The sequence below is a fragment of the Maridesulfovibrio ferrireducens genome (assembly GCF_900101105.1).
Taxonomy (GTDB): Bacteria; Desulfobacterota; Desulfovibrionia; order Desulfovibrionales; family Desulfovibrionaceae; genus Maridesulfovibrio; species Maridesulfovibrio ferrireducens.
The window spans coordinates 63,604-78,953 of sequence record NZ_FNGA01000002.1 but is presented as its reverse complement, the minus strand read 5'-3'; the positions used below and the strand labels follow the sequence as shown (position 1 = coordinate 78,953).

12 protein-coding genes are annotated in these 15,350 nt (G+C 42.8%); 2 read left to right on the top strand and 10 right to left on the bottom strand.

The features are described from left to right. Nucleotides 1-34: 34 nt before the first annotated feature. Together grpE and BLT41_RS05125 are read right to left on the bottom strand one after the other, a co-directional pair. Entirely contained in the window at nucleotides 35-607 is a 573-nt protein-coding gene (gene grpE / locus BLT41_RS05130; protein WP_092158986.1) for a nucleotide exchange factor GrpE, read from the bottom strand. Nucleotides 608-751: 144 nt separating this feature from the next. Further along, nucleotides 752-1,960: an aminopeptidase gene (locus BLT41_RS05125; protein ID WP_092158984.1), complete on the bottom strand. Its 1,209-nt coding sequence runs from the start codon at nucleotides 1,958-1,960 to the stop codon at nucleotides 752-754. Nucleotides 1,961-2,281: 321 nt separating this feature from the next. Here BLT41_RS05125 and BLT41_RS05120 point away from each other — a divergent pair, with 321 nt between their 5' ends. Next, a complete protein-coding gene (locus BLT41_RS05120; protein ID WP_092158982.1) occupies nucleotides 2,282-2,515 on the top strand; it encodes a FeoA family protein in 234 nt (77 codons plus the stop codon). 3 nt (nucleotides 2,516-2,518) lie between these two features. After that, nucleotides 2,519-4,702, top strand: a complete 2,184-nt coding sequence (gene feoB, locus BLT41_RS05115) for a ferrous iron transport protein B (RefSeq protein ID WP_092158980.1) — start codon at nucleotides 2,519-2,521, stop codon at nucleotides 4,700-4,702. An 82-nt stretch (nucleotides 4,703-4,784) separates the two neighbouring features. Here feoB and BLT41_RS05110 read toward each other — a convergent pair whose 3' ends face one another. The 8 genes from BLT41_RS05110 to coaE all read right to left on the bottom strand — a co-directional run bounded on the left by BLT41_RS05110 (nucleotide 4,785) and on the right by coaE (nucleotide 15,321). Further along, nucleotides 4,785-5,177, bottom strand: a complete 393-nt coding sequence (locus tag BLT41_RS05110; protein ID WP_139167331.1) for a hypothetical protein — start codon at nucleotides 5,175-5,177, stop codon at nucleotides 4,785-4,787. Nucleotides 5,178-5,290: 113 nt separating this feature from the next. Continuing rightward, nucleotides 5,291-5,986: a hypothetical protein gene (locus BLT41_RS05105; protein WP_092158976.1), complete on the bottom strand. Its 696-nt coding sequence runs from the start codon at nucleotides 5,984-5,986 to the stop codon at nucleotides 5,291-5,293. A gap of 58 nt (nucleotides 5,987-6,044) precedes the next feature. Next, nucleotides 6,045-8,105 (bottom strand): RHS repeat domain-containing protein, encoded by a 2,061-nt coding sequence (locus tag BLT41_RS05100; RefSeq protein WP_092158974.1) that lies wholly within the window; start codon nucleotides 8,103-8,105, stop codon nucleotides 6,045-6,047. Between the two features lie 198 nt (nucleotides 8,106-8,303). Then, entirely contained in the window at nucleotides 8,304-10,928 is a 2,625-nt protein-coding gene (gene clpB, locus BLT41_RS05095; RefSeq protein WP_092158972.1) for an ATP-dependent chaperone ClpB, read from the bottom strand. A gap of 209 nt (nucleotides 10,929-11,137) precedes the next feature. After that, entirely contained in the window at nucleotides 11,138-11,452 is a 315-nt protein-coding gene (locus tag BLT41_RS05090; RefSeq protein ID WP_092158970.1) for a chaperone modulator CbpM, read from the bottom strand. A 14-nt stretch (nucleotides 11,453-11,466) separates the two neighbouring features. Beyond that, nucleotides 11,467-12,450, bottom strand: coding sequence for a DnaJ C-terminal domain-containing protein (locus BLT41_RS05085; RefSeq protein WP_092158968.1), 984 nt, complete (start codon nucleotides 12,448-12,450; stop codon nucleotides 11,467-11,469). Between the two features lie 208 nt (nucleotides 12,451-12,658). After that, nucleotides 12,659-13,390, bottom strand: coding sequence for a rhomboid family intramembrane serine protease (locus BLT41_RS05080; RefSeq protein ID WP_092158966.1), 732 nt, complete (start codon nucleotides 13,388-13,390; stop codon nucleotides 12,659-12,661). Between the two features lie 278 nt (nucleotides 13,391-13,668). Continuing rightward, nucleotides 13,669-15,321: a dephospho-CoA kinase gene (gene coaE, locus BLT41_RS05075; protein WP_092158964.1), complete on the bottom strand. Its 1,653-nt coding sequence runs from the start codon at nucleotides 15,319-15,321 to the stop codon at nucleotides 13,669-13,671. Nucleotides 15,322-15,350: the final 29 nt, after the last annotated feature.

Sequence of the window (15,350 nt, the reverse complement as noted above, 5' to 3'; positions counted from 1 at the left end):
TAAATATCACTTGTAAAGATGCAAATGCATTTAATTAGGTTAATTTATTAACCATGACTTTCGCAGGACGGATTATTCTGCCTTTCAGAACATATCCTCGTTGCATTACTTGAGCGACCGAGCCGTCCGCAAGTTCTGCAACTTGAGCCATTCCCATTGCTTCATGAAAGTTCGGATCAAAATCTTCACCGGGCTTTCCAACCGCTTCGAGACCGTGTCTGCTAAGGGTTTCCAGAAAAAGTTTTCTAGTCATATCTACACCCATTACGAAATCCTTGCATGCTTCTAAATCTTTTGCATGATTAAGAGCCAGATCAAGGTTATCGAGAATGGGAAGTAAATCCGAAAGGATATTTTCCGCAGCGAATTTTTTAAGTTCATCGGTTTCGCGGGAAAGTCTTTTCTTGAAATTTTCACTGTCGGCCATAGCTCTTAAGCGATCTTCTTTGGCTTGTTCCATCACATCGCATGTTGAGCAGATATGTTCTAGACAAAGGGCTTTCAGCTCGTCTTCGCTCAAAGTCATCTCATTTGCAGCAGCTTCATCAGCTTCAGGAGCGACATTTTCTTCTTCGTTCATTTCTAAATTATCTTTTTTTCCAGGCATGGATTCTCCAGTGACATGAATTAGCGGTCTGCAAACCTTGAAAAGGTCTGTCAGACCGCGTAATTAGAGAAATAAGCATCTCGATAGGCTTGTCAACATCTCCGATGGATTCATATGTTACTTTTTTGTGTTCAATCGTGATTTTTAAATTTTGAATACTCCATTTTCATATATGACTTTTCGCTTTCCGTCAGCTAAATTTGCAACAATGATCTTCTCTTCAGTATTTACAAGATCCCAATGTGTGTTGGATGTATTGAATCCAAGTGCGTCCATAAATGGTTTATCAAGCATTTCAGGTGGACCGGAGAAAGTTTCAAGCAGTGATTGGCCAAGGGCAATATGGCAGCTTCCAAATTCTCCTCCGAAGTTTTCATCTAAAATAGTTTGAGACATGAAGTGATCTACTCTGGAAAAGCTTGAGTCGGTTAGAGAGAATTCGCCGACACGTCTTGCTCCGCCGTCCGCGCGTAATTGATCCAGCAAGAATTTTTCTCCGCCCATGGCAGTTGCTCTGACAGCAATTCCATCTGAGAATTCGAGATGAACTCCGTATACCATTCGATCCATATATAATGAAGGGAGGTCTGCAAAATAATATCCGTTTACGGTGCGGCAGTCCGGAGATATGTATACTTCATAACTGGGAATATTGCCGCCGTTCGATCCCTGCCATTGCCTGTTTGCTCCCGGAGAAAAATATAAATCACATAATTCTGACTGTATTCGAATCGTTTTGATATCCATTGAGCTTAACCAGAGGGCTATTTCGGATGTTTTTTCTGAAATTTTCTTCCATTCCTGAGCAGGAGACGGCATGTTTAAATAGCAGGCTCGCATTAGCTTGGTTGTGTATTCTTCCAAAGAAAATCCTGCTTTGTCCGCTAAAGCCTGTGTCGGGTAAACACATTCAGTCCATGCCAGTGATCCGTATATTTTTCTTTTTTCAAGACGCTGTCTGAATTCGTTTGAAGCTTTTTTATTAGCCATTATTGACAGGGGGTCAATTTCAGCCATTGCACCGACTTCTTCCGGTGCATGAATTCTGATAACTCCGCGGGCAGTGTCATACAGCTCTGTTTTACCGGGCGGGAAGAATGTCAGTTGACCGTAGCTTGAGTTTATATATAGTTCGGCTTTCATGGCAGGTGTCAGAGCTGTTTCCATAACCGGATGCAGGTGTTTTTCGATCAAAAGGGCAAAGAGAGCTTCTGCAAGCGGAGTGGCAGGGTTGTCATATTTTATGATAATGATGTCCCGATTTTTAAACGGGCTTTTTAATTGAAGCTCAAGCGCTCCGATCAGAACTTTGGCATACTCGCGTAAATCTTCATATGGGAATAGTTTTGTCATTATATATTTGGTGGTCAGAAGGTTGGTAGTGTATAGTCTGTTCACTTAGATAATAAAATTAGAGTTTGAGTCCGATATGTTAAAGGTTTTATTAAACGTAATCCACCACAAAAAAGAATATTAATGCAATCGAAAATCGAAAAAAAGAGCAGAGTTCTTGTTTTTAGCTGTAAACAAAAAATACACTTATTTTGAGTATACTTTCTATTTGAGATTGACTTTCAATAAGCATCAAGTCTAGACAGGATGTCGCAAAGAAAAAAACGGATTTGATAATGTTGAAAATGAAAATCAAGGTCATATATATTGAGAGGGAAGTTTATGTCAGTTTCACTTAGGTCGATGACTAAAGATCAGAAGGGTGTAGTTGTTTCTGTTAATGTAAGTGGCGAATTGGGGCGCAGGATAAGAGATATGGGGCTGATTCCCGGAACGGAGTTCAGAATTGTGGGACGCGCTCCGCTTAAAGACCCTGTTGCACTTCGTATGAAAGGTTTTACTCTGACTCTTCGGAATAATGAAGCTGATTTTATTACCGTTAAAGTAGAGGAATAATATATGAGTGATAAATTTTTTGTAGCAGTTTCAGGGCAGCCTAACTGCGGTAAAAGCACAATGTTTAATGCTTTAACCGGTTCTACAGCCCGAGTCGGTAATTATCCCGGCATAACTGTTGACCGGACCGAAGGGAATTATACTAAAGATGGTGTTTCGATACGTCTGGTAGACTTGCCCGGAACCTATTCTTTAACTTCTTATTCAATGGAAGAAGTTGTTGCCAGAAATGTTATTGTAGATGAAAAGCCCGATGTTGTTATCAACATGCTTGATGCAACATCTCTGGAAAGAAGTCTTTATCTGGCTGTCCAGTTCATGGAGATAGGTGTTCCTGTTGTTCTCGGCCTTAACATGATGGACGAGGTCAAGAAAAAGGGAATCCGTATAGATTCTAAAAAGCTTTCCAAGCTTATGGGTGTCCCTGTTATCGAATGCGTTGCCCGTCGTGGTCTCGGTACAGATGAATTGATGCAGGCTGTGCAACAGGTGGCCGATAAGACTAAAGGCAAATGGACCCCCGTAAATATTTCATATGGTCATGATCTTGATCCTGCAATTGAAGAAATGACAGCATTGATCAAAGAAAATGAGTTCATGACTGATCGTTATGACCCGCATTGGCTGGCGGTTAAATACCTTGAAGAAGATGAAATTGTTATCAAGAACGGGCGTAAGGCCGGAGTATTGGCGGAACAGTTGCAAGCGATTGTTAAAAGAGTTTCGGACCATGTCCAAAAAACTCTAAACACTTATCCTGAAGCTATTCTTGCCGACTATCGTTACGGGTTTATCAATTCTATTCTTAAGCAGGGCGTTATCAGCCGGGAAGATAACCTTCGATTCGATTTTTCTGACAAGGTTGATACCGTTCTGACTCATAGATTTTTGGGACCGATCATTATGATCGGTGCCATGTATGCAATGTTTTACGTAACATTCACCTTCGGGGCTTATCCGCAGGGTTGGGTTGAAGATGCCTTCGGCTGGTTGTCCTCTACTGTCTCGGCAGTGTTGCCTGACGGATTATTGAAATCCATGCTCGTGTCCGGCGTAATTGACGGAGTCGGGGCTGTTATGGGCTTTACGCCGCTTATTCTGATCATGTTTGCGATGCTCGTTTTCTTAGAAGATCTCGGATACATGGCCCGTGTTGCGTACATGGTAGATAGAGTTTTTCGTATGTTCGGTTTGCACGGAATGTCGATCATGCCATTTATTATGGCGGGTGGACTTCCCGGTGGTTGCGCTGTTCCGGCTGTTATGACTTGCCGTACATTACGGAGTCCTAAAGAAAGAATCGCGACAATCCTGACTGCTCCATTTATGATTTGCGGTGCTAAGGCTACAGCTTATATTATGCTGGTCAGTGCCTTTTACCCTGAGTCCGCAACATCTGTGATGTTCTTTTTAGTGCTTATCTCATGGGCCTTAGCTCTTTGTGTCGGCAGACTTTTGCGCTGGACGGCCTTAAGAGGGGAATCCACTCCATTTGTAATGGAACTTCCGCCTTACAGACTTCCAACTATCCACGGTGTTGCTATTCATACATGGGATAGAGTCTGGCAGTATATCAAGAAAGCAGGGACTGTAATTCTCGCTATTTCAATCCTGATGTGGGCATTGATGACTTTTCCTCAGCTTACTGCTGAAAGGGTTGATGCCTATGAAGCGCAGCGTGCACAGGTTACTGTTGAAAGTAAAAATTGGGATGGATCTGAATATCAGAAACAGGTGCAGCTTGATAAAAAGTTGAGTGCTATTGATTATTTAAAAGGTGAGGAAGCTCTTAAAACCTCATATGCCGGACGCATGAGCAACGCTATATCTCCGGTAACGAATCTTGCGGGCTTCCCATGGCAGGCAAATATATCTTTTATCGGCGCATTTGCCGCGAAAGAGGTTTTTGTCTCCACCATGTCCACTGCCTATTCTCTGGGTGAAGAAGATCCTGATGATGCAACCACTTTGAGTCAGAAAATTGCAGCTGATCCAGCATGGACTCCAGCGGTTATCTGGTCGGTATTCATCTTCATGCTGGTTTATGTGCCGTGTATGGTAACGGTTGCGGTAATCATTAGAGAGACAAACTGGAAGTGGGGACTGTTCTCAGTATTCGGTTCGCTTGGATTTGGTTATTCGCTATCGGTTCTGATTTATCAGGTTGGAACTTTACTAGGGTATTAAGTAAGCTGATTATATTAAGTGTTAAAACGCCCCGTACTGTTATCAGTGCGGGGCGTTTGTTTGTTGATGAATCTGCCGCCGGTTAATTATTCTCACTCTTAATATCTTTTAATTCGGGATGTCGATCATAGAAACCTTTCAGGGGTTCCAGTGGATAAGTACACTTAGGGCAATTCTGGTCTTTGGGAGCTTGTCCAAGCATAAAAACTTTTTCACACATAGGACAAATTGACTTCTCCTGTTTAGTAAACATTTTTCTTTTTTTAGACGGTTTATAGAAAAAAACACATCCTAAAATAAAGAAGCCAAATGTAACTAATGCCCATCGTCCAAGTGGACCAACTTCATGACCTTTAATATAATAAGGGATCTTTGTAGGCCATGCCCCCAAAATAATTATCAGAGCATAAGCAATTACGAGAACTTTTCCCCAAGGTATTTTTTTAACGTTTATTCTTTTTATTTTTTGGAGCATTAATTTTGCCTTTAGCTTCCGTATATAATTGTTCCACATTCTCAATGACTTGCCCCGCACTTGAAACAGTTGTCAATGGTCCACTTATTTTTCTCATCAAGGCGGCCAAATATTTAAGTTTTAGTGTTAACTACATCATCACGTTCATAATGTTTTTTACAGTATTCCTCATAAGTAATCCGTCCTATAGCAAGAACAAGAAAAATGTTTACAACTTCATTAATTGCGCCTGAATATAATAATAGATCGTACATTTGCTTAGAATATGAAATGTTCCATAAGAAGAGGAAAAGGCTATTAATTGCAAACAGAACCCCAAAATTAATCAAAAAAGACTTAAATGACATAGGATAAAACTTAACTTTTGATAGCGGAAGTATTGTAGCCATATAAATGATTGAAGCACACAATGCGAAAAGAAATGATTTAGCAGTAAGACTTGAGAGGACATAAAAAAAAGTGTCATAATCAAAAGAAGTATTTGATGAAATTAACATATCGCCGAGAAGTATTCGTACCATATCAAAAAGATTGTCAACTAAAGAAGCTAACCATAAAGTTGTTTTTGCTAAAACAAGCATAATAACAAAAAAAAGAATTATTTTTTTTAAAAAACACAACAAGTCATACGATCTCTTTACGTCTCTAATTAAACTTAAGACTAAAGAAAATACAACAATAGAAAACATTAAATGACTATACCATTCTTCCAAATTTTTAAATCTAAATACTGAATAGATAAAAAGAATCATAAAACAATATATATTTTGTTTTACGACAGCAAAAAAATACAATGATATTTTTGACACTAAATACTCCACTATGGAGATGGACACTCTTTCAACAGTATCCATCTCCATATTAATTTTATTTATTAACCCGACTGCGTTTAATTACTTTTTTCACTTTTTTTAGGTATGGAATTGCAATCGACATCCTGTCATCAGGAGTATCCAAATAAGCCTTAGCAACCTCTTTCAGTGAAGGACTTACGGCCTCCTGAATAGCCTTTGCCCTCTGCTTACGTAACGTAGAGTTTTTGCTGTATAAATCACTCCATTTACTTGAAAAAACTTTATGATTTACTTCATCCTGATGTTTTTCAGTTTCTTTTCCTTTTTCAACCATATTGTTCCAAGAGTCTTTAATTGATTCAGTCAACTCCTGACCCAAGGAGGTTTCGCCAAGAATTACTTTTTTGCCATACGTTGCAGCTTTTTTCTTGGTCTCAGGATGAGTAATTGGACTGACAATTTTGTGTGTCTCGTCTAAAGCTTCTCCGACGAGTTCAACTCCAGCTTCGCCAGCAAGGCTGCCTATTTTCCCTAAAGCTCGCCCGGTTTCTTTTACTGTCTTCACAAGGCCATTTCCAACTCTGGATGAAAATCCTTCTTCCTTTTCATGAACCTTATGACTCGGAGTGTCAGTCGAATGTCCGCGCACAAAAGCCTTGTTCCGTTGTAATTGTTCGTGTTTATTTTCCTCAATATCCAACTCCTCACTCTCCCCAGCCAGCCCCGTCCGGTCATGAAAATTAATCGGATCATCGAGGCAGTAGCCATAAACATCCACATCCCCGCCAGCTAAACCGATTGGGTCGGGAGTTACGAACCTGCCGATGGTAGGGTCGTATTCACGATATCCCAAATGTACGAGTCCGGTATCTTTGTCTATCAGTCCCGCGGCGAATCCGAGGCATACATCCAGACTGACTCCGCTATCGAGTAATACATTCCCAAACGAATCATATATAATTCGCTTTACATCATAACCTCTTTCGTCCGCAACCATGAAGATAGTCCCGACTTGATTTGTAGCAAAAAGAAAGGTGCATCCTTCAAAAGTCATGCTGACGGGATCGCCTTCTTCATTATAGGAAAATACTTTTGGGTTTAATCCTTCCCCGTCTGTCACGGCGATCAGCGTAGTCAAATCCTGCCAAAGATATTTTTCAACAGCTTTACCATTGATAGATTTCGCAATTCTCCGCCCCAGAGGATCTGAGGTATATTCGATTCTTCGTCCGTCCGGCAGATGTACTTCGTGGAGCGGGTCGGATTCAAGGTACGAGTATCTCGTCACCTGTCCGAGATCAGTTTTCATGATCATACGGCCCTGGTTGTCGTACATATATTTTACTTCGCCAGCTTGCAGGAGTTGCATGTTTTGGCCGTACTTAAACAATCTTGGTTTTGTCTGCCGAGTTTCCGCGAATAAACGTTCACCGTTTTTACCGTACTGATAATGTTCGATGACAGCGTTGTCGCAGAGGACTTTGCTGAGTCTACCGCCGTTGTCATATTCATATTCACGCTCAATCGGTTCTGGATCGAGAACGATGCCTGTGTATATGATTCTGCCATTATCATCTCGTTCGGTGGCGAGTAGCGAAAACTCTTCTTCCGAATCCGGAATCAAGAACGATTTTGTTTGGTATGCTTCGACTGCTTCAACATCCACTGAATCCCTTTTCTGTTCATCACGAATGTTTTCTCCTGTGCCTGTTTCGGGTTGTCGCGGCTGATTTCTTGCGACTTCTGCAAGCAATTCCTGCCCGTATTGAGTGTTTCTCAAATCTTTAACAAGTGGCAGTTCTGGATTTTGAGAAATAAACTTAGCGTGGAGATTACGCTTGGTTTTCTTAAGATATTCTTTTTCGTATTCCATCTCTCTTAGCTTACGTTCCCACAAAGCTCTACGTTCAGGGGACATCATGCTTGGATACATGCGTTCATGTGCTGGAAATTCTTTGAGACAATAATATGGGCTGTCCATTTCTTCCGGCCCTTCAAGAATTGAGTTCGGCATCACATCGTACATCATTTCCAAAATGTCTTCGGGAGGCAACGAATTCTTGTACAGGCGAACATTGATTGGAATATCCTTTCCTTCTTTTTCTCTTAACTTGTAACCACCGGGATAAATCATGTTTCGTCTCCATTTGCTTTTGTGATTGCCTCCCAAAATACAGATCTATTCTGAATTTTGGCGACAATCGTTTGCCTTAATAAGCAAATGATAACGAACAGGGCGGACATGAATAAGCCGAGTCAGGTCCGCCCTACAAAAAAGGCCGCAAATTTCATAATGAAATTTGCGGCCTTTGAATTTTAACTATCTGTTAAGCTATTGACTATTTTTGAAAGTAAGCCCGTCGTCGTTTGCATCAATTGAAACGGTTTGTTCCTCTTGTAGATTTCCGCTGATAATTTCCTTTGCAAGCGGAGTTTCAAGATGGAGCTGGATATATCGACGCAGGGGTCTTGCTCCGTAAACTGGATCGTATGACGCATGGGCGATAAATGCCTTGGCTCTTTCTGTTACTTCCAAGGACATTTTGTGTTCAGCCAGACGTGCTCTGAGTCCGCCCAGTTGCAGATCTACAATTTGTTTCAGATCCTTTTCGAGCAGAGGTTTGAAGAGCACTGTTTCATCAACTCTGTTAAGGAATTCCGGCCTGAAATGTCCACGCAGGACATTCATAACGCCTTCTGCAACTCCGGTTTTGAACTCTCCATCCTTTTCAATTCCATCCAATAGGATATGTGATCCTAGGTTGGAAGTCATGATGATAAGCGTGTTTTTGCAATCCACTGTTCGACCGTGACTGTCGGTCAGGCGACCGTCATCAAGTATTTGCAGCAGGACATTAAACACATCGGGATGCGCTTTTTCAATCTCATCAAAAAGTACAACCGAGTAAGGTTTTCTTCTGATGGCCTCAGTTAACTGACCGCCTTCGTCATAACCTATATATCCCGGAGGCGCTCCGATTAGACGGGCAACCGCGTGTTTTTCCATGTACTCGGACATGTCGAGGCGCACAATGTTGTCTTCGGTATCAAACAGAGATTCCGCTAGAGCCTTGCACAGCTCGGTTTTACCAACGCCTGTGGGGCCTAGGAATATGAATGATCCAATTGGGCGCGATGGATCTTTAAGTCCTGCGCGTGCTCTGATTACTGCATCGGAAACAGCGCGAACAGCCTCATCCTGACCGATAACTCTGGCGTGCAGAATGTCTTCGAGTCGAAGTAGTTTTTCTCTTTCACCTTCTACCAGTCTGGTTACAGGAATACCTGTCCAGCGGGAGATGATTCCGGCTATGTCATCAGGTCCGACGAACTCTTTCAGCATACGGGTTCTGTTTGTTGAAGAATCGTCCTCATCGCCTTGAATATCTTTTTCAATTGCAGCAAGCTTCTTTTCAAGCTCCAGAAGAACTGAATATTTAAGCTCAGCCGCTTTGTTGTAATCGAGTGCTCTTTCGGCTTTTTCAACTTCAATCTTGGTCTGTTCGATTTGGGATTTGAGATCCCGAACAGTGTCGATTGATGCCTTTTCTTTTTCCCATTGTTCAAGCAACTCGGACTGAGTTATTTTAAGTTCCATCAGAGAGTCTTCCAGCTTCGAAAGCCTGACTCGTGAAGCTTTGTCTTCTTCGCGTCTGAGAGCTTCCCGTTCAATTTCAGCTTGCAGAATCTGTCTGTTGATTTTGTCCAGCTCATATGGCTGTGAATCAATTTCGGTTCTGATCATGGCTGCGGCTTCATCAATAAGGTCGATGGCCTTGTCTGGAAGCTGTCTGTCCGAAATATAGCGCTGAGAAAGTGTCGCGGCTTCAATAAGAGCTGCGTCACTGATTCTTACACCGTGATGAACTTCAAATTTTTCGCGAAGTCCGCGCAGGATTGAAATGGTATCCTCAACGGAAGGCTCTTCCACCATGATGGTTTGGAAACGCCTTTCAAGAGCAGGATCTTTTTCAATATATTTACGATATTCATCCGTGGTTGTCGCACCGATGCAGTGCAGTTCACCTCTTGCGAGCATGGGCTTAAGCAGATTACCTGCGTCCATTGCTCCTTCGCTTTTACCTGCGCCCACGATGGTGTGGATTTCATCAATGAAGATGAGAATCTGACCTTCGGATTCCTGAACTTCTTTTAATACGGCTTTGAGGCGTTCCTCAAATTCTCCGCGATATTTAGCTCCGGCAATAAGGGAGCCCATGTCGAGCATAAAGACGGTCTTGTCTTTAAGTCCTTCCGGCACGTCCTGTTTGACTATGCGCTGGGCCAGGCCTTCGATGATCGCAGTTTTACCTACTCCCGCTTCACCTATGAGAATAGGGTTATTCTTAGTGCGGCGGGAAAGGATGCGGATAACACGTCTGATTTCAGAATCGCGTCCGATGACGGGATCAAGCTTGCCTTTGCGGGCTTCTTCAACAAGATCGCGTCCATATTTTTTAAGGGCGTCGTAGGTGGCTTCGGGGTTGTCAGTCGTTACACGCTGATTCCCTCTGATGGTTGTCATTGCTTCCAGAACTTTATCTTTAGTAAGATTGAAGGATGCATTAACTTTGCCGGCTCCGGTTGAACCGTGTTCGGCCATGATCGCGAGAAACAGATGCTCGACACTGATGAACTCGTCGTGCATGCGCTTGGCGGCCTGTTCCGCTTCAACTATAACGCGATTAAGTCGCGGGGTGACAAAGACCTGTCCGGGCTGTGCACCGGGGCCGCTGACGCTCGGCAGTTTGTTGATTTCTTTTTGTACGGCAGATTTATAAGTTGCGGGATCAATACCGCTTTTTTGTAGAATTTTGGAAACAATGCCTTTTTCCTGTTCAACTAAGGCGAAGAGCAGGTGTTCAACTTCGATTTGCTGCTGGCCATTTGAAATGGCCAGCGATTGAGCTTCGGCAATTGCGTCGTTTGTTTTCTTCGTGAATTTATTCGGATCCATATAGAGTCTCCTTTTTATCAGGTATTGTTGACTCGCGGAAAGATTCTAAACTCACTCATTTTGACCGATGTTAAGTCTCGGTCAATTTTACGTGTCCGGACGCATTTTGCTGTTCGTCAAATCGCGAACAGTTCCGGATTGAGAGGCAGGAGTTTGAATCCTGAATATATATCGCAAGTCATTATATATGTTATTTAAAATTGTACAAATTAAATTAGTTTGCGCATTTCTTCTACACGGGCTTCGAGTTGTTCAACTCGTTCCAGAAGGTCCACGATAATGGAGCCTCCGGCTGCGGTAATTTCAAGATCACGGCACAATCTGGAAAGTTTGCTCAGCCGGTAGAGATCCCGCGTCCCGAAAAGATAATGCCCGTCGCCTGTTGTAGCAGGGGATACCCATTCAAGGCTTATCAACTCCAGAACAGTATCTTCTTCAAGGCCGGTCATCTCGATAATCTGCGCGAACAGCAATCTGCGTGAGCGGCTGGGAGGATTTGCTTCAGTTCTTTTTTTAATATCCATTTGCAAAATCTCCCTTAAAATGACCTTGGGGTGAATTCTGTCTTTTCAGATAATTCTTCCCATAGTTTTTTAATTTCATCTGAATCTGCAACAGGCACTTGAACCATTACTCTAACAAATTGATCGCCTTTCTTAGCTCCGGCACCTAAGCCTCTTCCTTTAACTCTCATCTTTTTGCCGCTTCCCATGCCTGCCGGAATATTCATTTCGATCATTCCGTCAAGAGTAGGAACTTTAACTTTTGAGCCAAGGGCCGCTTCCCACGGTGCAAGCGGAAGATCTAAAATAATATTGTTTTCTTCCACCTTGTAAAGCTGGTGGGGAGCCAATTTTATTTTCAGATAAAGATCTCCGGATGGACCGTCGCCGGGGCCGGGTGCGCCTTGACTTGCCAGACGTATTTTTTGTCCGTCTTTAATTCCGGCAGGTACATTCACATCCAGCTTTTTTGACTGAACCATGGGATGTCCGCCGGGACCTGTTGTGCGTTCCTGAACTGAAATAGATTTTGCCCCGCCTTTATAGGCTTCTTCCAAGGTCAGAGTCAGAGTTGTTTCCGAGTCAGCTCCTTTTTGAGGACGCTGTTGAAAACCGCCGCCTCCGAATCCTGAAGCTCCGGAAAAGCCTCCTCTACCGCCGCCACCGCCTCCGAAAACTGTTTCAAAGAAGTCACTGAAATCTCCGCCTCCGAATCCTTGTGCTCCCCCGAAACCCTGTCCGCCGAAGTTTCTTCCGCCTTGTCCCGGAGGTGGCTGGAAGTTCTGGCCGTGTTCCCAATCTGCTCCGAACTGATCGTACATCTTACGTTTTTTTGCGTCTTTTAAGACTTCGTAAGCTTCATTTATTTCTTTAAACTTCGTTTCAGACTCAGGATTATCATGATTCAAGTCAGGATGATGCTTGCGCGCCAGCTTCTTGAATGCTTTTGATATTTCCTCTTTAGAGGCGGAGCGCGAAACTCCCAGAAGTTTGTAGTAGTCTTTATATTTAACACTCATCGAATTATTTCTCCTTAGATAATTAGCCGAGTATAGCAAAACGGCGTCACCATATCAAAGTATATCGCTATGAGATCAAGTCAAGCGGAATGATTGGATTTAGATTGAGGATAAAATGAGAAAATCCGTCTAAAAAAGTTGGGAATATAGAATTTCCCTATGCTCAGGGATAGAATTGGTGTGAATAAAAAATTGTAAAAAGTCGTAATTAAAAATCTTCGGGCAGTTCGTAATCCTTTTTAGCAGGATCATAGCAGTATTTGCAGCGGTCTTTTTTTATGAAAAAGCGGACTAGAATTAAACCTGTAACGAAGCCTCCTACGTGTGCTCCCCAAGCAATTTGTTGCGCACCGCCTGACATGTGTTCTGTAACTCCTGAAAAAATTTGGAGAGTAAACCAGATTCCTAAAAAAAGTCCGGCAGGTATTTTAAAAAAAAGTGGAATAATAATGATGGGGACGAGCGTTAAGACCCGCCCGTGGGGATAGAGAACAAAGTATGCGCCCATTATTCCGGCAACTGCGCCTGATGCGCCGATGATAGGAACGTTAGCAGATGGAGTGAGCATTACCTGTACGGCAATGGCTGCCAGTCCGCAGATTGTATAGAAGACAAAAAATCTGGCATGCCCCATGGCATCTTCAATATTATCCGCAAAAATCCAGAGCATCCATAGATTCAGTATGATGTGAATCCATCCGCTGTGAAGAAACATATATGTAAAAAAAGGAAGTGCCCCCGCAGATGGATAGCCTACTGCCATTGCCCATTCCGGATTAATATAGCGAGCCGGAACCACCCCGAGTAAATGGAAAAGAGTCAGTTTTGCACCCGGGGCAAGAAACTGCTCCATAAAAAATGTAGTGATGTTTGCCGTCATTAATGTCCAGAGGACATAAGGGCGTATCAGACATGGAACGTTATCGCGGATTGGGATCATTTGTGTACCGCATATAAAAAATTCCCGCCGTAGGAGCGGCGGGAATTGTATGAGGTTGGTTTGTAGGTGTACTTCGGGACTTTTACCCCCTAAACACTGTACTTAACCTGATGCCGAAAGCGCGGTTTAGACCTAGTTGAGAATTCTCGTATGTAAAATGGGCATTTAGCCCTAACTTATATTATATGTTCATTCTCTCGCTATGGTCTCTACCTACGCCTCAGGTCTTACTTAAATAATAAGCTTAAAAGAGGCGAAGTCAAGAGATTGCAATAAACTTAGTGTTTATCTTCCTGCTTGAAAAGAGCTTTCAGGAAGGCATCAAACTTTTTAGCTTTTGCTTCACGCATTTCCGCCAGAAGAAGTAATACTTTTTCTGTGTTGGCTTTTAATTCATCCACGCCTGAGTCGTTATCTATGATAGCTGTGCAGCAGTCCATTTTTGCTTTCTCATCCCACTGCCATGAATCAAAAGTGGCAAGAGTTTCGGGGTCCAGTCCTCTTTTTTCTCTAAGTTCTTGAGTCCTTTTAGAATCCGGGCATCTAATTCCGATAACCACATCAACCAGTTTTTGAGTGTGCCATCCAGCTTCAAGAAGAAGCGGAATTTCGGCAACAGCTAAAGGTGTGGTCGCATTCGTCTGAAAAAACAGAGCCGTTTCGTGCTGAACAATGGGATGGACAATATTCATTATTTCACGACGGATATCACCATCTTCACATATGGCAGTAAATACTTTCTTTTTATCAATATTCCCGGTTTCTGTTTCAGTAAATTTGTTACCGAATCTCTGGCGGATCATTTCCCATCCGGCACCGTCTTTGTTGTATGTATCGGAGACAGATTTATCAGCACTGAAAACCGGAATTCCTTTTTCAGAGAGTAGCTTTAGAGCTGTAGATTTTCCGCAGCAAGGCATGCCTATAAGTCCGACACGTTGCACAGAGCTGTTAAGTTCTTTCAAAAGAGTAATAAAATCATCAGGAGGTGTGAGCGTGAAGCTTAATCTTTCATCTGTTTCAGGGTGATTGAAAGACAGGCTGTACGCATGAAGCATCTGTCTGGAAGCCAACTCAGAAAGCGGTTTGCTTTGATTTTTCAATATTGTGTGCTGCTGTGAGCCGTAAACCTGATCGCCCAGAAGGGGATGACCTATATGAGCCATATGAACTCTGATCTGGTGAGTTCTGCCGGTGTAGATTTTAACCCTTAAGAGGCTTGCCCGTTCTGCGGGGTCGGTCCAGAGAACTTCATAGCTTGAGCGGGCATCTCTGCCGCCTTTCAAAACAACAGCCATTTTTGTTTTATGGATAGGGTGTCTGCCGATAGGCATATTAATATCAGCAAAGTCTTTATCCGGTACACCGTGAACAATCGCAAGATAGGTTTTATCAACTTCCCGTTCTGCAAAAGCTGCGGACAAAGCAAGCCTGTCATGGTCATTCAAGGCAACAGCAATAAGGCCGGAGGTAAATTTATCAAGTCTGTGTACGATGCCGGGACGCCATTCATCCATATTCTGAATTTCAGGAAAATGATGAATAAGACGATGTACCAGCGTTTCAGTCGGACAGCTTGGAGCAGGGTGAGTTGTCAGTCCTGCCGGTTTATTAATGACAGCAACCCGCCCATCATTAAAAATAATATCCAGAGGTTTGTCTTCCGGTATCAGGGAATTGTTTTCAACTTCACCTTTAAGGGTAAGCTTTTCGCCGCCCGCTAATTTGTAATTGGGCTTTTTACAGAGGACACCGTCTACTTCAGCAAGGCCCGCTTTAATCCAGTCCTTTGCCTTTCCTCTCGAAATTCCATCATTTTCAAGTTCTGTTCCCCAGAATTTATCCAGTCTGGTATTGCGATCGGAAAATAGAGCGTCTCTGGTCCAGATCTGGGTATTTTCTTTTTCATCACTACTATCATTATTATACATGCAATTTTCCGATTATTAGTTATGGTTTG